Genomic DNA, 18,356 nt, shown 5'->3' on the forward strand with positions numbered 1-18,356 from the left:
GTCAGCAACTAGTCATACTGTATGTGCGCATAACCAATCATGATTGGACCATTGCCCATACAAGCACCCAAATCGTGATATTCGTTGTATTGCTGACCGAGGAAAGCCTTATCCAGCCTGCCGTTCTACCGGTTCAATCAAGTCGTATTGTTTTTTCATAACCATTTGCCAAAAAGGAATGGTTCGTTGGATCAGCGGACCCGTCAGAACAGCAATGAGGACCGTGCCTATCGACACTGGCCCGCCAAGAGCCGCGCCAGCTAGCAAGACGGTGATCTCAATGATCAAGCGCACTTTTTGGATGCTCCATCCCAAGCGCTCATTCATCGCAAGCATAAAGCTGTCTCGTGGGCCTGCTCCGAGGCGTGGCGACAAATACATACCGATTCCGATCGTCATCACCACAACCCCGATCAAAAACATCACCAGGCGCGTCCAGATTGATTCTGGCTCAGGGACCAGATTCCACCAAAGAATCAAATCGAGAAAGCTGCCAAAACAAATCATATTTAAAAACATGCCAAACGTCGGTTTGATTTTCGCAACGACATAAGAAGATAAAATAACAATAACTCCCACGATTTGCGACCAAATCCCGATCGTAAGTCCAAACGTTTTTTGCAGACCAATATGGAATGTATCCCACGGCGCTACACCCAGATTTGCTTTGATGGCGAGAACACAGCCAAAGGCACCAATGAACAGCCCCAAAATAAACATGAAGTAGCGAACCACGATTGACCTGCGAATCCGTATACCGGACACTGCCTTTCACCTTTCCTCTCCAGTAAAAGCTCTCTTTGTATAAATCCGATTACTTCCAGCCCACTACTACTTCAAAAAATATGCCGTCCTTACGGTAATAAGCCTCAAGCTTAGGGCGACGTAAATATTCAGCTGCTTCTTTCAAGCGCTCACCCGCCAAAGTGACCTGGCGTTGCTTATTATCATCGTCCCGGTATTCAATTACCAAGCTAACTTCTTCATTTTCACAATGAGCCACCAGCTCTTCTGGTGTCAAAAAGGTAACTCGTTTCATGTTCCCCCTCTTTCCTTGTTGATGATCATTCATTATAACAGGGTTCAGTTGCTTCTCCCACGATTTTCGCACTCGTTTTACAGGAACGCTGCCTAAATCCTCCGCAAGCAAGGTACATGGAAAAATCTCTTGGGCCTCTGCGAGCAGGTTCTCCATCGTGAAATCCCCTTCCTCATCTTCATAACGAGGACTAAAGTGAGTCAGACAGAGCATTTTAATTCCCGCTTTTTTCCCGATTTCTGCTGCTTCCTTGGCAGTCGAATGACCGCTTCGCACCGCTAGTTCCTTATCCTTATCGGCATAAGTCGCTTCATGCACCAACAAGTCAGCACCTTCCGCCAGCTCCAAAACAGACTGACACGGCATCGTATCTCCACTGAATACGATCTTGCGCCCTGGCTGCGGCTCTCCTACAAAATCCTTGCCATCGAGGACACGGCCATCCTCAAGCGTAATCTGCTCGCCTCTCTTGAGGGCACCGTACAGAGGACCAAACGGTACACCCGCTGCCTTTGCCAAATCCACTTGGAAGGCACCTGGCTTTTCTTTTTCCACGACAGAATAAGCATAGGAAGCCACTCGGTGATTAGCCAAACGGCACGTCACAATGACATCCTCATCCTCATAGACGACACCTTCACTGACGACCCGCAGCTGCAAGGGATATTGCAGATGCACGGGGCTCGTTTCCATGACCGCTTTAAAATAACGATCCAATCCAGGTGGTCCGTACAGCTCCAAAGTCGACGCTTCCCCATTTCGTAGCGACCTGCTTGCCAGTAAACCAATCAAGCCATAGAGATGATCCCCGTGAAGATGAGTAATAAAAATTTTCTCCAGCTGACTGATCTTCATCGGAGCACGCAGCAACTGATGCTGTGTGCCTTCTCCACAATCAAAAAGCCACCACTTTCCTGCCTGTAAAAATCGAAGCCCCATCCCGCTAACGTTGCGTCTGGTGGTAGGTGCTCCTGATCCTGTTCCTAAAAATGTAACGATCACAACGGATACATCTCCTTCATTACTCATTACTTCCTCCGCAGTTGGCAATCTGGTGCCTGTTCGCGTCACTGGGCATTCACCCTTTTTTGTCTGGGCGCATAGCCTACAACAAACATCAGTCATGGAGGAGGGACATTGGATATGAAACGACTTTTCTCGCTGGGGCTAGCCACCGGCCTTGCTGTTATGACTTTCTTGGCCGGATGCTCCAGCACACCTGAAAAAATAAGAATTGGCGAAGTTACCCGCTCTCTTTTTTATGCGCCGCAGTATGTCGCACTTGAAAAGGGATTCTTTAAAGAAGAGGGTCTGGATGTCGAGCTATCTACCATTCCCGGTGGCGACAAGGTAATGTCTGCGCTATTATCCGGGGGGATTGAGGTAGCACTGGTCGGCTCTGAAACCAGTATATATGTATCTCAGCAAGGGGCAGCAGACCCCGTGATCAACTTCGCCCAGTTGACTCAGACAGACGGTACTTTTCTCGTTGCGCGAAATAAAGTAGACAATTTTTCGTTCGATCAAGTGAAAGGCAGCGTATTCCTTGGTCAGCGAAAAGGCGGCATGCCGCAGATGGTTGGAGAATACGTACTGAAACAGCACAATATCAATCCGCAAAGCGACCTTACCCTGATTCAAAATATCGAGTTCAAAAATATTGCTGCCTCGTTTGCCTCCGGAACAGGTGAATACGTCCAATTGTTCGAGCCAGAGGCATCACGTTTTGAACAAGAAGGAATCGGTCACGTCGTCGCTTCTTTCGGAAAAGAAAGCGGTACGGTGCCATACACCGTATTCATGACGAAGCAAAGCTATTTGGACAGCAATTCCGCCGCTATACAAAAGTTTACCAATGCGGTCTACAAAGGGCAACAGTGGGTTGCGAGCCACAGTCCAAAGGAAACGGCTGAAGTCATCAGCAAATACTTTGATCAGATCAAGCCCGAAATTTTGGAGAGCTCCGTAAAACGCTATTTGGAACAAGGCTCCTACGCAACAGATCCGATTTTGGACGAAGCAGAATGGAACCAGCTGCAGGAGATCATGGACGCCGCCGGAGAGCTCAAACAGCGCGCGGATTATGCCAAACTGGTCAATACCACCTTTGCCAAAACAGCCAAGGAAGGGAAATAGACTATGAACCAGATTCCTTCTGCGCCGGCCAAGATCGAGCTCGGCCACGTGACCCATCTCTACTTATCCACGACCAGGGCATTCATGGCGGTCAAAGACATTAACCTGCGTGTGGAGGAAGGCGAGTTCATCTGTTTGGTCGGTCCCAGTGGTTGCGGAAAGACGACGTTGCTCTCCCTGATAGCCGGCCTTGAGAAGCCAACAGCTGGCAAAGTCATGATTGATGGTCATGTCGTCTCTGGTACATCTCGTCAAGTCGGTTACATGCTGCAGCAAGACTATTTGTTCAACTGGCGTACGATCGAGGACAATGTCTTCCTCGGTTTAGATATACAAGGCATCAGGAGCAAGGAAACAGAAGAGTACGCTCTACACCTGCTTGATGAAATGGAGCTGGCGGATGTTCGCAAATCCTCTCCGATGCAGCTCTCAGGCGGTATGAGGCAGCGAGTTGCCCTCGTTCGAACCCTTGCCTGCCAGCCTGATGTACTCCTCTTGGATGAACCATTCTCCGCTTTGGATTATCAAACCAAGCTAAAGCTGGAGGACTTGATATTCTCAGCTTTACGCCGTCATAAGAAAACCGCCATTCTGGTCACTCATGACCTCTCTGAATCGATAGCGATGGGTGATCGTATCTACATCCTTTCTCGCAATCCTGGTCGGATCAATCGCGAAATCATTGTTCCCCCCACGATTCGAGATACCCTTCCATTTGACGCACGGAATCAAGAAGGTTTTCAAGACCTGTTCCATCGCGTGTGGAAAGAGATGGAGGTAGTATCTGATGCAGCCAAAGGAACTTGAATCCGTCCATCGACGCTATTTGAAAGATGTACGCAAAACACGTACATGGGTGTTTACGACCCAGGTCATTTTGTTCCTCTTGTTTCTCGGACTTTGGGAGCTTTTAGCCCGTACGAATACGATCAACACGCTAATTTTCAGTTACCCCTCAAAAGTTTGGGCTCAATTCTGGACGCAGTTACTAGATGGTAGTCTTCTCCCCCATATTGGAATGACCGTTTGGGAGACAATCATAGGTTTTTTACTCGGAACGATTCTTGGGACCGTGCTCGCAGCCATCATCTGGTGGTCCCCTTTTCTTTCCCGTGTACTTGAGCCCTATTTAGTCATCGCCAACAGCATGCCCAAGGTGGCGCTTGGTCCGGTGTTTATCGTCAGCTTTGGACCCGGTTTGTTTTCCGTCATCGCCATGGGCTGTGCCATCTCGGTCATCATCACCACGATCAACATCTACACCAGCTTTAAAGAAGTCAATCAAAACTACATCAAAGTCGTGCAAACACTCGGTGGCAACAAGCGGCAAATCTTTTCCTTGGTGATTCTGCCCGCTACCATCCCCACCATTCTTGCCACATTGAAAGTAAATGTCGGCCTTTCCTGGGTAGGCGTCATCGTAGGAGAGTTCCTCGTATCCCAGCAAGGTCTTGGCTACCTGATTATTTACGGATTCCAGGTCTTTAATTTTACCATGGTCATGATGAGCCTCGCTATCATCGCAGTCGTCGCGACCCTGATGTACCAAGGCGTCGCTTTCTTAGAAAGGCGGCTCACCAGCCAGTTTAAATAGATGGTTTGACCAAACGGTACTGGAACGCTACCCGGGGTGGCTAGTACCGTTTGCTTATGTCCGAGGCTCCGATGCGACCGTGATTTCGCAGCAGACGACTCAGGGCGCTACATTCTCGCCAAAGTAAAAACGCCCGACGCAATTGGCCGGGCGTACTTTTGCTTCCTATCATTGCTTCCAGAACTTCCACCAGCTCTTTTTGCTTGCTGGGTCAGCGGATTGACTATCTGCGACTTTTTGCTGTGCAGCAGCCTCTGCTTCCTGTGCACCTGGTACACGTGCGAGGAAGTGATCGATCATGGGCTTGTAGTTGTCTGGCAAATGCTCCTGCATGTTTCGCAAAATCGCGATTGCTTTTTCCTTTTGATCGGTTGCGAGCAGCGCATTGGCATAGTTAAAACCGGCATACGGAAGAGGGAATTCAGGGGTCCAGAACTTTTCACAAATCTGGATGAGCTGGTATACATAGCCTGCTTGTCCCAATTCACCGGTTACCGTCATGACAACCTCGAAGCGGTCTTTTGACCCTTCAATCGCAAGCATATACCAATGCATGGCTTTGAGCAGATTTTCCTCCGTCAACGCGAGGCGTGCCAGGTGCAGTTGTGGGCGCCATGCCCCTTCTTTGCCTGAAAGCGCCTCCAGCTGTGCACGCAGTTCTTCCTTTTTCCCATTGTGCAGAAAGCTTTCTACATACATGTTTAGTCCATTTTCTTGGTTCGGGTCTTTATGTAATCCCGTATTCAGCGTCTCAAACGCTTTTGCCTCGTCCCCTTCGTACGCATAAATCTTGGCGAGATTTGTGCAGGCAGTACCAGACGACGGGAATCGTTCCAGGCAATCCGTCAAGATCGATTTGGCACGGTCGAATTCTTTTGCTTGCATATGTACGACTGCACGGAAAATCAGGGCAGACTCAATCGGACCATATAATTCGAGAAGCCTGTCCGCCGCAACGGCAGCTTGCTCATGAAATTGATCCTTCACCAACTCCATCGCGAAATCGCGAAGCTTTTCCTTCTCATCCCAATACATATCCAGGTTGTGTGGGATCACCTTCTTCTGATAATCCTCTCGGGACATTTCGATGGAATGACCAAATTCATTGGTAAACGTCACAAAATCAGACATGAAACAGCCTCACTTTCATTTCCTTCGCAATAGTTTCAAGGTACCGGACTAGTTCGTGCCTCAAATCCAGGCTTTCATGTTTACTTTACGAATAAAATCCTCCATTGATTCCTTCGCGGGTTCGTCATTCGTCTCCTCGACCTCCTGCATACCCATCAGTTGTCGGAACAGAGCCTCGTTGCGCGTGGCCAAAGCAAAGTCGAGCAAAGCTTCATTTGATACACGCGCTGCTTCCTCCTCCAGCAGACGTTCCTCTAGATCAATATCATCTTCTACAATAGGAAACTGCTTATCTATTTTGGGGATGCGGATTACCCAAGCAAACGCGCTGTCCGGATTACGGTCACGAGCGATTAAATAACCGTACTCACCGAGTGGCAAACCTTGCTCAAAGGAGTCGGCAACGATGACGACGCGTTGTCCAAGCTTGAACATGAGCGTCAACTCCCTATAAAGATTAATTCTAATCATACTAAATTGTATGTGTTCTTGGGAAGAGTAAACCCCAAGGATAGCCAAAAGCACAAAAAGTTTGTTGCCAGAACCAAAATACGGTACACTTTTACTATCTATTCCTTTTTTCATGAAAACGTTACGGTAAAAGAGGTGTACGCAGATGGCTGAAATGTCCACGGGGTTTTCCCTTTTCATCGTTTCCTGGACTTTTATACTGGTCGGCCTAATGGGCATTGGTGGGTATTTTATGTTTCGCAAGTTTTTAAAATCCATGCCGAAAAAGGACGGTAAATCCGATCTTGACTGGCAGGATCATTACATCGACCAGACCCGTTCTCTCTGGACGGATGAGGGACTCACCCTTCTGAACGAGCTTGTAGACCCTGTTCCCCAGCTGTTCCGCGACGTGGCCAGACGCTCAATCGCAGCGAGAATCGGTCAAATTGCGCTTGAAGAAAAAGCGACTACGATCACGACGGACCTGATCGTCAAGGGTTATATCGTAGCTACTCCCAAGCGTGATCATAAGTGGCTCATTGCCCATTTGAAAACGAAGCAAATCGATTATACGCCATACGAGAAATATTTGAATGCCGAGGGCTAATTGCGAGGGTGACATCTTTCTCGAAACTTCTAGAAGGGATATCCGTAAACATTGGTAGACCTTTTATTGAGGAGCGATGTGGATGTCAGTTATACTTACCATCTTGGGCATCGGTTTGGTCCTGTTCATTATCGCTATTATTATTGTGGTAGCCCTATTGAAAAAAGGTGCCAGCTTTCTCTGGAAAAGCGGCAGACACGGTTATCGAAGGTACAGCAGTAGCGATTACAGACACCACAACCCATTTTGGAAGCAGGGTCATAAAACATACGGTCACCGCCACTATCGACGCAGACATTCCAGTCGTAGCGGGTTTTTCAGTAGTTAATACAACTCTTGCAGAATCAAACAAGCTGCCCGTTTTTGGCAGCTCGTTTTTATTTTCTTCTACTTTTTAACGTAGGTTATTCACGTTCATTTTAGGTAGTAAGGTGCGATAGTGCTTCTGCACGAACATTATGTACTTTTTCAAATATTTATTACTGATATAAGCAATCCACCCAATAATGCCGCCAACCATGATCGCGTATGCCATGCTCCATTCTATCGGAACGGTGTATTTTGGCCCGAGATCCATCTGAATCCATGTTACTCCGAAGCTGCGAACGATCCCTGCTACAAAAACGAGAACGGCACTAAAACCGAAGCCATAAGCAATTGTTGCTAAAACCGGGACAATGATGACACTGAGTAAACCTGTGATACAATAAAATCCAATCATCGTCAGGACATCACGGATAGAACGCGTTCCACCCCTCTGCATGATGTGCTCACTGCGATACGCTTTTGCGAGCAGCTTGGGATCTCCCAGCTTCTCTACTATATCAGCTTCTTTTTTACCGTTCCTGATCCCATCTATTATATGACTCTCGATTTCGCGAACGGACTCCAAGCGATCCTGTTCTGGCAGGATTCTCAATTGCTCGTACAATGTGTCCAGGTATGCTTTCACCATTGGACTCATACTTGTTCCTCTCCTCTTTGTATCTGCTTTTGATGAACCTTCCAGTAATATCCTATCACATGGTACTATACATTGCAAGGTACCTTGCTTCACTACATTTGACCGCTTAGAAACAAAAAAAGCTGCTCATGGCAGCCTTCTCTTACTGTTTCTCCTCACTCTTATCTGATTTTTTTCCTGAGACTCCACCGGATACGAGAAAAGCCATTGCTTCGGCGCTTTCCACTTCTAATGGCTGCACCTGCTCACTTGGAAACAGCAGTAGGTTTCCAGCGAAGTTATACGATTGCGGAACGTAAACGGCTACATGGTCAGTAAGTCCGTATGCTTCCAGGCTTTCCTTTGTAATAAAGCCAATGACCTTTGCGTTTCCGTCTTTAAACAGCGTTACCAGTACAGGCTTGTCGAAGCTCTTTTTGTCCCCTACGAATGCTCCAATCAAATCCTTGAGGGACGAATAAATCAATTTGATAAAGGGTACTTTTTCAAATACTTTGGACACTAGCGATAAAACCCCACGTGTCAGCACATTCGATGCCAGAAAGCCAATGATTGTGATGCCCAGAATCGTCAGGAGAAACCCTACTCCGGGTATCTGGAGATTCAACCAGCTGTCTACCGTCGTGAAAATGTAATACAGGATGTAAATGGTGACCGCAAGCGGGATCACATAAAGCAAGCCCTCCAGAAAATAACGTACGATGCGCTTCATTATTCTTCTCCTTCCCCCTCTTACCAAAGCCTATACAAAAACGGTGGTCACATTCCTCTACCAGAAATATTGTACCTGATTCCCAGGGCATCTGCTATGATGGAGGAAAAAAGGGAAAGTAGGGAGATACATGCAACCACTCGTCACCCCTCAATGGCTCAAGGATCATCTGTATGATGAAAACGTGGTCATCGCCGATTGCCGATTTGCGCTGAGCGCTGCGGAAGCCGGTGCCGAAGATTATCGGATTAATCATATTCCTGGTGCCCATTACTTTGATTTGAACCGCGATCTCTCTGGACCCAAAAGTGAACATGGCGGACGTCATCCGTTGCCTGATCCCGCTAAACTCGCATCCCTATTTTCACAGGCTGGCATAGATGAAAATGTCACCGTCATCGCTTATGACGATCAGGAGATGGCGATGGCTGGACGTCTGTGGTGGCTTTTGCGCTACCTCGGTCATGACAAGGTAGCTGTGCTGGACGGCGGCTATGCTGCCTGGAAGCAGGCTGGGTACGCGACAACAGCAGACGTGCCAACACCAAAGCCCCGTACCTTCACCCCTCACGTGCGCCCGGATATGCTGGTAGATATTCAGGGAGTGCGTGAGCGCAGCGAGCAAACGGTACTGTTGGACTCCCGTGCAGCAGAACGGTATCGCGGGGAAGTAGAACCACTGGACCCTAAAGCAGGCCACATTCCTGGTGCGCTTAGCTTCTTTTATAAAGAGAATCTCGCAGCAGACATGACGATGCTCCCGGTAGAAAAATTGCAAGAGCGTATTGCTGATTTTGCGAAGCAGGACATTATCGTCTACTGCGGCTCTGGCGTGACTGCTTGCACGAACCTGCTTGCCTTTCATGCAGCGGGACGGACAGATGTAAAACTGTATGCGGGTAGCTGGAGCGATTGGAGCTCCTATGATTTGCCTGTAGCCAAAGGTCCAACTCCAGCTGAAGTGATCGAAGAGTGATCCGGTTTATACGCCTCCTGCTTCATTTTGGTTATCAGGAGGCAATGTCCTGCATCTTTCCAGTCTTTATTTTTGCTTCGCTCGCTTTGTCCAAATTCGTTACCGTCCCTGGTCTGGCTCGCTACGATTTGCTGCTTGTGCTTTGTCTGCTCTTTCAAATTTATATGGTAAAAAGTGGACTGGAAAGCGTGGATGAGTTGAAGGTCATCTCCGTTTTTCACCTAGTCGGTCTGGCGCTTGAGCTATTCAAGGTACACATGGGCTCATGGGGATATCCAGAGGAAGCGCTCAGCAAGGTTTTTGGAGTACCGCTTTACAGTGGATTTATGTACGCAAGTGTTGCGAGCTACCTATGTCAAGCGTGGCGCAGACTAGACGTAAGCATCACAGGCTGGCCAAACCCGCTCTTTGCCATTACACTCGGTGCGGCCATTTATCTCAACTTTTTTACCCATCACTTCCTTTGGGATATACGGTGGGTATTGATGGCAGAAATCTTTATCGTGTTCTGGAAAACGCGCGTTTATTTTCGTGTCACGCATGAGCGGTTTTTCATGCCGCTTCCTCTCGCCTACTTTTTGATTGGCTTTTTCATCTGGATTGCAGAAAATATTGCTACCTTCCTGGGTGCCTGGTATTACCCGAATCAACGGTCGGGCTGGGAGCTCGTTCACCTCAGTAAAATCAGCTCGTGGTTTTTGCTTGTAATCGTCAGCTTCATCATTGTCGCTGAGCTGAAGCATGTGAAAGCCAGAAGAACAGGGGCAATTGACAGTAAGCAAGTCCCGTAACAAAAAATGTCGGCTCGTTTCCGCATAGCAAAAAGGCAACGAACTTTCGTTGCCTTTTTTGTCTATCCTTACAGCTTGGACTGTTCAACTAGCCATTCTGCGAACATCTCTGCCTGCGAGAGCACGGCAATCGGGTCCTGGAACCAGGAGGTTTCCTCCCCCCATATATAAACTCGTCCTGTTTTGACGACTTCAAGCTTGCCCCATACTGGATCAGTCTGATAGTCCTCCAGCTTCTTGAAGCTTGTGGTCAGCACGATGTAATCTCCTGTGTAGTCGCCCAATACTTCCTTGGAGATTGGATAGAATTTGGTGCGGGTAAGCTCCTTGGCTACTTTTTCCGGAGCAGGGAGACCAAGCGCCTCATACAGTGCTCTTCCTCCCCTTCCAGAAATCCGTCCAAACGCATAGATGTTTTTTTCCTGATCCTCCAATACACTAATAGTTGTTTCTTTGGGTAGAGCTTTGTTCACTTTTTCTTTTGCTGCTGCGATTTTCGCATCGTACTCCTCCAGCCATGCTGTTGCCTCGTCCTCTCTGCCAAGCAGCTGTCCGAAAAAGGTTATTTCCTCATGGATACTGCTGAACCTATCGGAAGGAATACTGACTGTCGGTGCTACGCGGCTGTACTTTTCATATTGGTCCGCTTTATTTGTTAACGTAAGAATCAGGTCTGGCTCCAAATCCATCAACTTTTCGATCGATTCCCCAATATCTTCAACACCTGTAATCTTGTTTTTTAGATAAGGATTTTGCATCAGCCATTCCGATGATCCTACTGGCTTCACTCCGAGGGCAATCATACTCCCCAAATAATCGATTGCCACGATTCGTTTCGCCTGTACCGGTATTTCTACATCTCCGAATATCGTGGATACTGTCTTCGTTCCCTTGCTTGGTTGTGTGCTTTCTTTTTGATGGTCTACAGTTCTCGCTACATTTTCCTTAGTGCCTTGTACATTCAGTGATTGAGCTGTATTTCCATTGGATGAATTGGTATGGGTGCCGCCTGACGTGCAGGCACTGAGCAGCAGCATAAAGCAAAGCAACAAACTAGCTGCTATCGATAGACTAGACCTTCTGTACATCGTGAAGTTTCCCCCTTTTTATAGTGATAATGATTTTCATCATCACTATAACGCTGTACATGCTTGTCTACAATGGACGATTTTATCGCCATTTTTGCACGATGCGGTATATGCTTGCCTCCCGCCTTACTCCCTTTAAAAGAACCAGGCGCAACACCCACAACCTTTTTAAAAATACGGTTGAAATAAAACAAATCCGGATAGCCGACCTTGGTGGCGATCTCTAGCATACCCGCATCAGTTGTTAACAGCAGCTCCTGTGCTTTTTCCATTCGCAGACGAATCAAGTAGTCGATTGGACTCTTGCCCATCTGCTCCTTGAATTTTCTAGATAGGTACTGTGGACTGTAATTCAGCAGCTTAGCCATCGTTTCTAACATGATCGGCTCATGAAAATGCGCATTCATATAACGGATAACCTGCTCGGACAGATTCGGACTGTTCGGCTCAACGCCTTGTTTCTCCAGCTGCCACATCAGCTCATAAACAAATTGATAAAACAGTGATTTGACATGCAGCTTCTCCAGTGCGTCTTCTCGTCTCCATTCTTCGTACATCGCTCTCATCTTGTCCAAGAGATTCACCGGATATAAAGGGATAAAGCAGTATGGCTGCGACAGCATTTGTTCCTGAGTCAAAAGAAGCCGTGTATCCGCGCCCACCAGTTTGGGTAATGTTGCTTTATAAAATAGGAGATAGTACTCCAAAAGATCGCCCGCAGTAACTTTCAGGCACGAGCCTTTGCCTCCGTGCAACAATGTATACCCCTGTACAACGCTCACAGTGCCATCCATCCAGATTTGAGCATGTCCACGTACCGTAAATAAAAATGCATTTGCAGGCAATCGATATGAATCCAGTTGATCGTCTGCCTCCATAACCATATGACGGATATCTACCACACGAATCGTTGCGTGATTCCATAGTAAGATATAATCTCCTACATTCATCTTTCTCCCACACTCCTCTCCCCTTCGAGCGTTGGTCCTCTCTTTTCAGCAGCTCTATAAAAATAGCGACCCCTTCCCGAGTTCCTACCGAGAAAAGATCGCTGCATGGTTATACCGTGCGAAGCTATGGTTCCCTGCTCCTGCCTACTTCAAAACGCTTTTCATCACATCATCGATGATCTGCCCATTTGCAATCGTTCCGGAATAGAGCCAGCTCGAGGCTTTTGAAAACTCGTAGACGTGTCCATTTTTCACCGCTGGTATATTAGCGTACACCGGATCGCTTACCAGCTCTTTCAAAGGCACACCTTTGCTGTTCACGATGAACAAGTAGTCAGTATTTAGAACTGCCAATTTTTCCAATGAAATTTCGCTCCAGTTTGCATCGCTGGCTTGGGTCACTTCCTTCACGATTTCTGGAACCGTAAATCCTAAATCCTTGTAGAGAACATCGCCGCTAGACATGGTCTCTTTTACAACAAAAGTGCTTTTCGGTAGAACCCATAGCGCGGCGGCAGATTTAGTCCCTATCCCTTGCTGCAGCTTTTCCTTGGCTTCCTGTGCTTTCTTTTCATAGGCTGCCAGGACGACTTTGGCTTGATCACTTTTATTCAGAACCTCTCCTACCGCTAGCAGCTCTTTTCGCCAGTCCGTATTTTTTTCAATTCCAACTGTATAGGTAGGTGCGATTTTGGAATATTGATTGTACTTATCACCGGCAGCCAGGTCGGCGCTTTCCAAAATAATCAAATCTGGGCTATAGCTCATGACGACCTCTGGCGGCAAATCGTACGGGATCGCTGGAATTCCTGCCAGCTCCTTTTGTAAATAGCCTTGGACAGAGCCTTCTCCTACAGACCATTGGGCAACTGGCTTTACTCCCAATGCTACGAGATGGTCTTCTAAATACGTAGCAATCACCTTCTGGGCATGGACTGGTAGTGTTACTTTATTTCCCATTGCATCTGTTACAACGCGTTGCGTAGCCGCAGCTTGCTCTGGAGCAGCCTTTTCGGGCTCTGTTGTACCTGCATTGCCAGAGCAGGCGCTAACGAGAAGTGCGGCACATACCAGCAGTAAAGAAGCTATTTGCAGGGTTGACCTTTTTTTCATGCGTAAGTTACCTCCAGGATCGATTGATAATAATTATCATAATCATTTATGTATTATAGGTGAAAAAGAACAGACGGGCAATGACTATCTTGGCTTTTCACACTTCCACAGCAAAAAGACCTTCTAGCACGTTGTACGAAGGTCTTACTCCTGCTTGTAAGCTTTGTCCATCTACCTCGTGACTCCACTTAATAGAAAGCGATGCAAACCGCCAATCAAGCACACTCCTGCCGTCACGAAAAAAGCGATAAAGTAGGAATGATGCCAGTTTTCCAGTAAGCCTGCCACAATCGGACTAAGCACAGCCCCCACAGATAGGATCGCAGAATAAATGCTAAACACGCTTCCGTACTGCTCACGAGGTGAATGGACAGTCAATATGGTCGCGAAGGCAGGGAACAACATCCCAAAACAAGCGCCCAATAAAAACATCATGACTTGAATCGGAACATGCCAGCCAATTGCCAGTACATATAAAAGCAGGCTTAGTACCCCGAGACCTGCAAAAGATCGCGTTTCAACTGGAACCCGATAAAGCCAAAACTGGCTGAGAATCGCTAGTGCCCCCAAGCCTTTTAAGCTAAACAGCACTCCTGTTACGGCTGGTGATAACCCTTGCTTTTGAATGAGCAGTGGGACTTCATAAATAATGGTCCCCTGTGCGTAAATAATCGCAAATCCGCCTAAAAAAGCCGGATAAAGCAAGCGATTTTCCAATACGTGCACGAGACTGTTCTTGGCAGAGAGCTTTGCATGGAAAGTAGATGAACTCCCCCCCTCTACCCGAAGCGGGAGCATCATCCAAGCAAAAACACCTGCTGCAATCATCATATAGCCGAGGATGATAAAGGACTGACCATATCCGAATTGGACAGCCAAAAAGCTCCCCACAGCAGGTGACACAATTCCTGCTGTCGTGAGGACAAGCCCTTTTTTACCCATGATTTCGCCTTGTTCGACTGCTGTTCTTCCCGTCTCTCCCAGCATCGCGGCACAGGCGGGCGAAACAAAAGCCATCAAGAAGCCAAGACTGAGGCGAAAAGCAAAAAACCCTGCGATATTCTGCACCACGCCTTGCCCAATCAACATGAATCCAGCGAGGATCAGTCCTCCAGCAATAAACCATTTTTTCGGATAGCGATCTAAAAAAGGGCCTGCAATCAGATTTCCTGTCAAATTACTAATCGCATACCCGCCTAAAACAAATCCGATCATAGCTGCGGACACACCCAAAATATTCAAGTACGGAGCAAGTAAAGGTGTTTGAGCATGCATATCAAACGCCACCAAAAACAAGACAACGAACAGGAGAACCCTCACTGCATTCCCTTCCTCTCTGAAAACCTGCCAGTCTTTGTCCCAGTATATGAGGGGAGTCGTCCAAGTAGGATAGGAAAAGATTTGGGAAAAGCAGGTAAAAAAGCTGGCTTTCAACCTTATCTTGACGTACTATTTTTTATATTATTAAAACTTGTCACAATCGCACATTGCGAAAGGGTGGTGTCATCACTGTGAAGGTAATTGAAACAGATCGACTCGTACTTCGCTGGCAAACGCTTGAGGACGCACCATTCATCCTCACTCTTGTCAACGACCCCTCCTGGCTGCAATTTATCGGCGATCGCGGCGTTCATACAGAAGAAGACGCACGCCGTTACATCGAAAATAGCGCCATAGCTTATTACCTGCGAGACGGATTTGGTTTTTATTTGACAGAGTTGAAAGAAGGAAATGTGCCAATCGGCATTTGTGGCATGATTAAGCGGGACACACTCGAGGATGTCGATATCGGCTTTGCCTTTCTTCCCGATTATCGTGGCAAGGGATATGCATATGAGGCTGCTTCAGCAGTACTCGATTATGCAAGAGATGTTGTCGGCTTAAAACGCATCGTAGCGATCACTGATCAGGACAACCATGCTTCTGGACGACTCCTTGAAAAAATCGGCTTGCATGAAGAAGGAACCATTCAACTGGGGAATAATCCAGAGGAGCTGAAGCTTTTCGCCATCAACTTTTAATCTGCATCACTGTTCATAGGAGATCCATTGATGCAAAAGCCCGAGGTTATAGGCCTCGGGTATTTTTCATTCATGAATCTTAAACAGCCTGTACTCTCTCAATTTCCTTTTGTCTGAAGAACAGAAACAGTGGCAGTGAAAATGACAGTCCGATCGTGAGCGTCGCGACAACATATATCCACGCATGCTTGATATGACCCTTTTTCGCCTCTTGAAAAAGAAAACAGAAAAAGACAACACAACAGATCAGAAAATCAGTGGCAAAAAACGAGGAAATATCGTTCACGAACAGCTGGGACGATAACAGCTTGAGATCTAATCCGTTTGCTTGTAAAAACGGAATGAAATGACTATATGGCAGTACTGCTCCAGCAATGGCAAGCACCAAATATATCACTTTCACCTCAGTATCGCTTCCTTTCCGCGTTCCTCTTCTTAGATCCTTTTTACGAACTGTACCCGGTCGTTTCCACGACCGTCGTAATTGGTCGTGACCCAAACTCCGTCAACGACTTTATCTCCCATCTCTACCTCAAAGCCCATTTTGCCATGGAAATGGATTGAGCCTTTATTCACAGGTGATGTAATACATCGGACGGTATGGCAGCCGCGCTTCTTTACCTCCTGGAAGAACATCTGATACAGTTCATTGCCAACTCCATCCCCTCGCCTGTCGGGATGAACACCAACGAAATGAATATACGCCTCTTCAGGATTCGTTTGAGATAGAAACCCGATGAGAAAAGCGATGATTTCCCCTTCTGCTTCCACTACAAAGCTAGTCGGCTGAAAATGAACAAAAAACAGCTTTGGAAGCATATCCGACATTTGCCGGCCGCCCCACCAGTCGTTTATGACAGTGATAATTTTCGCATAATCCTGCTCATTGGCATTTCTGATCTGCCCCATGCTTTCCCTCCTCTTTGTCCAAAGGAATCACATCCAAATTATACCATATAGCCCATTTCAGAAAACATTCAGGGACAGCAAAATTGTTTCAATCTTGGGAATTTTAGATACGTTATAAGAAAATCTGTATCGAGGCCTCCTCAAGGAGGAGCGACCGCGTTTTAGCGGAAGGGTATTTTTTGCTAAATCAGGGTGCAGATACGAAACGTTTATACTTTCTGATTTAGTAAAAAAAGAGCCTCACGATATGTGAGACCCTTTTCACCCATCATTACGACTGAATAGCTTTCAGCCCGAGAGAGCTTTCGTGGAACTTGACGTTGGAGTATTTATCCATCGCCACACGCAGCTGATATTCACTTTCAAACAGCATCACAGGACGACCATAGCGGTCTGTTACGGTCTTGTTTTTGAGAACATCCAGCTCTGCCTTATCCCCTTCGAGCCAGCGAGCGATTTGATATGGCATCCGAGTCAGCATGATATCTACGCCATACTCTGCTTTCAAGCGGTATTCCAATACTTCAAACTGGAGTACCCCTACTACACCGAGGATTAACTCTTCCATCGGATGTGTACGGAATAGCTGCACAGTACCTTCCTCTGTCAATTGCATGATTCCTTTTTGGAACTGCTTGTGCTTCATTGCGTCTTTTACCATCACTTTGGAGAAAAACTCCGGTGAAAAGTGCGGCATCTCTTCGTACTCGAACGATTGCCCGACACAGAGAGTATCTCCAATTTGGAAAATGCCCGGGTCGAATAAGCCGATCACATCGCCAGCAAATGACTCCTCAATAATCTCCCTGTCTTGCGCCATAAACTGCACGGGCTGAGCCAGCTTGATGTCTTTCCCCAAACGAACGTGCTTCACTGCCATGCCCCGCTCAAATTTACCGGAACAAATGCGCAGGAACGCAATACGGTCGCGGTGGGCCGGATTCATGTTTGCCTGGATTTTGAAAATAAAACCGGAAAATGCATTCGAATATGGATCAATCATGCCAGCGCTGCTCTTCTTGGCAGAAGGAGCCGGAGCCATCTGCAAAAAGTTGTCCAAGAAGGTCTGGACCCCAAAGTTGTTAATGGCACTACCGAAGAACACCGGGGTCAGCTGACCTTTGTTAATCAGCTCTGGATCATACTCGTCTCCTGCCACATCGAGCAAAGACACCTCATCCTGAAGCTGTTGCCAGAGCTCCTGGCCGACACGGTCTCCAATCAATGGATCTTCTGCGCCCTCTACAGGGAAGAAGGAGATATCTTCATGCTGTGTACCTGTTTGGTAAAGCTCGACTCGCGATTTCATCCGATCGTATACACCGCTGAAGTAACTGCCCATGCCGATTGGCCAGTTCATCGGATAGGAGCGAATTCCCAGTACGCGTTCAATCTCTTCCAAAAGCTCAAACGGATCTTTTCCGTGGCGATCCAGCTTGTTTACAAACGTAAAGATCGGAATACCGCGCATCCGACAAACCTTGAACAGCTTGATTGTTTGCGCCTCTACCCCTTTTGCCACATCGATGATCATTACGGCAGCGTCTGCGGCAGTCAGTGTCCGGTACGTATCCTCACTGAAGTCTTGGTGACCAGGCGTATCCAAAATGTTGATATGATGTCCTTCGTATTCAAAATCCATCGCACTGGACGTTACGGAGATTCCGCGCTTTTTTTCAATCTCCATCCAGTCGGAAGTAGCATGCTTGGAATTTTTGCGGCCCTTGACCACCCCTGCTTCACGGATCGCTCCGCCGTAGTAAAGCAGCTTTTCTGTCATGGTTGTTTTACCTGCGTCCGGGTGGGAGATGATCGCAAAGGTACGGCGTTTTGCTATCTCATTTTCCCATTGGGGATTGGTTTGACTCATCT

Annotated in this window: 21 protein-coding genes and 1 pseudogene; 9 read left to right on the plus strand and 13 right to left on the minus strand. The window is 47.3% G+C overall.

The annotated features are described in order from the left end of the window. Positions 1-108: 108 nt before the first annotated feature. On the minus strand, positions 109-720 hold the full coding sequence (locus tag SB752_RS30450; RefSeq protein ID WP_103105498.1) for a YczE/YyaS/YitT family protein: 612 nt from the start codon (positions 718-720) through the stop codon (positions 109-111). A 370-nt stretch (positions 721-1,090) separates the two neighbouring features. Next, positions 1,091-2,041 (minus strand): annotated as a pseudogene (gene rnz, locus SB752_RS30455) (ribonuclease Z); the annotation flags it as partial. 141 nt (positions 2,042-2,182) lie between these two features. Here rnz and SB752_RS30460 point away from each other — a divergent pair. Genes SB752_RS30460 through SB752_RS30470 form a run of 3 tightly spaced genes read left to right on the plus strand, consistent with a single transcriptional unit; the run spans position 2,183 to position 4,769 of the window. Continuing rightward, positions 2,183-3,175 carry an ABC transporter substrate-binding protein gene (locus SB752_RS30460; RefSeq protein ID WP_410719166.1) on the plus strand — a complete coding sequence of 331 codons (993 nt, stop codon included), beginning with the start codon at positions 2,183-2,185 and terminating at the stop codon, positions 3,173-3,175. A gap of 3 nt (positions 3,176-3,178) precedes the next feature. Further along, a complete protein-coding gene (locus SB752_RS30465; RefSeq protein WP_410719167.1) occupies positions 3,179-3,982 on the plus strand; it encodes an ABC transporter ATP-binding protein in 804 nt (267 codons plus the stop codon). Next, complete coding sequence (locus tag SB752_RS30470) at positions 3,963-4,769, plus strand: ABC transporter permease (RefSeq protein WP_410719168.1); 807 nt, start codon at positions 3,963-3,965, stop codon at positions 4,767-4,769. Before SB752_RS30465 ends, SB752_RS30470 begins: the two co-directional genes overlap by 20 nt. Before the next feature lie 168 nt (positions 4,770-4,937). On the opposite strand, the gene SB752_RS30475 is transcribed toward SB752_RS30470, so the two are convergent. Both SB752_RS30475 and SB752_RS30480 read right to left on the minus strand, forming a co-directional pair. Next, positions 4,938-5,900 (minus strand): tetratricopeptide repeat protein, encoded by a 963-nt coding sequence (locus SB752_RS30475; RefSeq protein WP_410719169.1) that lies wholly within the window; start codon positions 5,898-5,900, stop codon positions 4,938-4,940. A 60-nt stretch (positions 5,901-5,960) separates the two neighbouring features. Then, positions 5,961-6,335: an ATPase gene (locus SB752_RS30480; RefSeq protein ID WP_410719170.1), complete on the minus strand. Its 375-nt coding sequence runs from the start codon at positions 6,333-6,335 to the stop codon at positions 5,961-5,963. 181 nt (positions 6,336-6,516) lie between these two features. Here SB752_RS30480 and SB752_RS30485 point away from each other — a divergent pair, with 181 nt between their 5' ends. After that, on the plus strand, positions 6,517-6,960 hold the full coding sequence (locus tag SB752_RS30485; protein WP_103105465.1) for a DUF2621 domain-containing protein: 444 nt from the start codon (positions 6,517-6,519) through the stop codon (positions 6,958-6,960). An 82-nt stretch (positions 6,961-7,042) separates the two neighbouring features. Continuing rightward, complete coding sequence (locus tag SB752_RS30490; RefSeq protein ID WP_410719171.1) at positions 7,043-7,288, plus strand: hypothetical protein; 246 nt, start codon at positions 7,043-7,045, stop codon at positions 7,286-7,288. A 66-nt stretch (positions 7,289-7,354) separates the two neighbouring features. Here SB752_RS30490 and SB752_RS30495 read toward each other — a convergent pair whose 3' ends face one another. Then, positions 7,355-7,924 carry a DUF1700 domain-containing protein gene (locus SB752_RS30495; protein WP_410719172.1) on the minus strand — a complete coding sequence of 190 codons (570 nt, stop codon included), beginning with the start codon at positions 7,922-7,924 and terminating at the stop codon, positions 7,355-7,357. 142 nt (positions 7,925-8,066) lie between these two features. Then, entirely contained in the window at positions 8,067-8,636 is a 570-nt protein-coding gene (locus tag SB752_RS30500; RefSeq protein WP_410719173.1) for a DUF502 domain-containing protein, read from the minus strand. Positions 8,637-8,766: 130 nt separating this feature from the next. Between SB752_RS30500 and SB752_RS30505 the strand changes: the two genes are divergently transcribed. Together SB752_RS30505 and SB752_RS30510 are read left to right on the plus strand one after the other, a co-directional pair. Further along, positions 8,767-9,612 carry a sulfurtransferase gene (locus SB752_RS30505; RefSeq protein ID WP_410719174.1) on the plus strand — a complete coding sequence of 282 codons (846 nt, stop codon included), beginning with the start codon at positions 8,767-8,769 and terminating at the stop codon, positions 9,610-9,612. Further along, complete coding sequence (locus SB752_RS30510) at positions 9,609-10,403, plus strand: DUF817 domain-containing protein (RefSeq protein WP_410719175.1); 795 nt, start codon at positions 9,609-9,611, stop codon at positions 10,401-10,403. Before SB752_RS30505 ends, SB752_RS30510 begins: the two co-directional genes overlap by 4 nt. 68 nt (positions 10,404-10,471) lie before the next feature. Here the strand turns inward: SB752_RS30510 and SB752_RS30515 are convergent, their stop codons facing one another. The 4 genes from SB752_RS30515 to SB752_RS30530 all read right to left on the minus strand — a co-directional run bounded on the left by SB752_RS30515 (position 10,472) and on the right by SB752_RS30530 (position 14,874). After that, positions 10,472-11,491, minus strand: a complete 1,020-nt coding sequence (locus tag SB752_RS30515; RefSeq protein WP_410719176.1) for an ABC transporter substrate-binding protein — start codon at positions 11,489-11,491, stop codon at positions 10,472-10,474. Beyond that, the gene (locus tag SB752_RS30520; protein ID WP_410719177.1) at positions 11,464-12,441 is read right to left on the minus strand and encodes a helix-turn-helix domain-containing protein; all 978 of its coding nucleotides are present in this window, start codon (positions 12,439-12,441) and stop codon (positions 11,464-11,466) included. The genes SB752_RS30515 and SB752_RS30520 overlap by 28 nt, the downstream gene beginning before the upstream one ends. A gap of 144 nt (positions 12,442-12,585) precedes the next feature. Further along, positions 12,586-13,554, minus strand: coding sequence for an ABC transporter substrate-binding protein (locus tag SB752_RS30525; RefSeq protein ID WP_410719178.1), 969 nt, complete (start codon positions 13,552-13,554; stop codon positions 12,586-12,588). A 171-nt stretch (positions 13,555-13,725) separates the two neighbouring features. Continuing rightward, on the minus strand, positions 13,726-14,874 hold the full coding sequence (locus SB752_RS30530) for an MFS transporter (protein ID WP_410719179.1): 1,149 nt from the start codon (positions 14,872-14,874) through the stop codon (positions 13,726-13,728). On the opposite strand from SB752_RS30530, the gene SB752_RS30535 reads away from it, so the two are divergent. Continuing rightward, entirely contained in the window at positions 14,824-15,069 is a 246-nt protein-coding gene (locus SB752_RS30535) for a hypothetical protein (protein ID WP_410719194.1), read from the plus strand. The two genes, SB752_RS30530 and SB752_RS30535, sit on opposite strands and share 51 nt — an antisense overlap. Continuing rightward, a complete protein-coding gene (locus tag SB752_RS30540) occupies positions 15,066-15,575 on the plus strand; it encodes a GNAT family N-acetyltransferase (protein WP_410719180.1) in 510 nt (169 codons plus the stop codon). Before SB752_RS30535 ends, SB752_RS30540 begins: the two co-directional genes overlap by 4 nt. 79 nt (positions 15,576-15,654) lie before the next feature. Here SB752_RS30540 and SB752_RS30545 read toward each other — a convergent pair whose 3' ends face one another. The 3 genes from SB752_RS30545 to SB752_RS30555 all read right to left on the minus strand — a co-directional run bounded on the left by SB752_RS30545 (position 15,655) and on the right by SB752_RS30555 (position 18,354). Beyond that, entirely contained in the window at positions 15,655-15,978 is a 324-nt protein-coding gene (locus SB752_RS30545; protein ID WP_410719181.1) for a DUF2834 domain-containing protein, read from the minus strand. 32 nt (positions 15,979-16,010) lie between these two features. Beyond that, entirely contained in the window at positions 16,011-16,484 is a 474-nt protein-coding gene (locus SB752_RS30550; protein ID WP_410719182.1) for a GNAT family N-acetyltransferase, read from the minus strand. A gap of 271 nt (positions 16,485-16,755) precedes the next feature. Then, positions 16,756-18,354, minus strand: a complete 1,599-nt coding sequence (locus tag SB752_RS30555; RefSeq protein ID WP_410719183.1) for a peptide chain release factor 3 — start codon at positions 18,352-18,354, stop codon at positions 16,756-16,758. Positions 18,355-18,356 lie beyond the last annotated feature (2 nt).

The organism is Brevibacillus sp. SIMBA_040 (assembly GCF_046535075.1).
Lineage (GTDB): Bacteria > Bacillota > Bacilli > Brevibacillales > Brevibacillaceae > Brevibacillus.

Excerpts from the sequence above, each read along its gene's own strand:
- SB752_RS30490 (WP_410719171.1), top strand. The coding sequence starts at position 7,043 with ATGTCAGTTATACTTACCATCTTGGGCATCGGTTTGGTCCTGTTCATT.
- SB752_RS30535 (WP_410719194.1), top strand. The coding sequence starts at position 14,824 with ATGCATATCAAACGCCACCAAAAACAAGACAACGAACAGGAGAACCCT.
- SB752_RS30555 (WP_410719183.1), bottom strand. The coding sequence starts at position 18,354 with ATGAGTCAAACCAATCCCCAATGGGAAAATGAGATAGCAAAACGCCGT.
- SB752_RS30495 (WP_410719172.1), bottom strand. The coding sequence starts at position 7,924 with ATGAGTCCAATGGTGAAAGCATACCTGGACACATTGTACGAGCAATTG.
- SB752_RS30485 (WP_103105465.1), top strand. The coding sequence starts at position 6,517 with ATGGCTGAAATGTCCACGGGGTTTTCCCTTTTCATCGTTTCCTGGACT.
- SB752_RS30520 (WP_410719177.1), bottom strand. The coding sequence starts at position 12,441 with ATGAATGTAGGAGATTATATCTTACTATGGAATCACGCAACGATTCGT.
- SB752_RS30480 (WP_410719170.1), bottom strand. The coding sequence starts at position 6,335 with ATGTTCAAGCTTGGACAACGCGTCGTCATCGTTGCCGACTCCTTTGAG.
- SB752_RS30475 (WP_410719169.1), bottom strand. The coding sequence starts at position 5,900 with ATGTCTGATTTTGTGACGTTTACCAATGAATTTGGTCATTCCATCGAA.
- SB752_RS30460 (WP_410719166.1), top strand. The coding sequence starts at position 2,183 with ATGAAACGACTTTTCTCGCTGGGGCTAGCCACCGGCCTTGCTGTTATG.
- SB752_RS30505 (WP_410719174.1), top strand. The coding sequence starts at position 8,767 with ATGCAACCACTCGTCACCCCTCAATGGCTCAAGGATCATCTGTATGAT.
- SB752_RS30465 (WP_410719167.1), top strand. The coding sequence starts at position 3,179 with ATGAACCAGATTCCTTCTGCGCCGGCCAAGATCGAGCTCGGCCACGTG.
- SB752_RS30450 (WP_103105498.1), bottom strand. The coding sequence starts at position 720 with ATGTTTATTTTGGGGCTGTTCATTGGTGCCTTTGGCTGTGTTCTCGCC.
- SB752_RS30515 (WP_410719176.1), bottom strand. The coding sequence starts at position 11,491 with ATGTACAGAAGGTCTAGTCTATCGATAGCAGCTAGTTTGTTGCTTTGC.
- SB752_RS30550 (WP_410719182.1), bottom strand. The coding sequence starts at position 16,484 with ATGGGGCAGATCAGAAATGCCAATGAGCAGGATTATGCGAAAATTATC.
- SB752_RS30500 (WP_410719173.1), bottom strand. The coding sequence starts at position 8,636 with ATGAAGCGCATCGTACGTTATTTTCTGGAGGGCTTGCTTTATGTGATC.
- SB752_RS30470 (WP_410719168.1), top strand. The coding sequence starts at position 3,963 with ATGCAGCCAAAGGAACTTGAATCCGTCCATCGACGCTATTTGAAAGAT.
- SB752_RS30525 (WP_410719178.1), bottom strand. The coding sequence starts at position 13,554 with ATGAAAAAAAGGTCAACCCTGCAAATAGCTTCTTTACTGCTGGTATGT.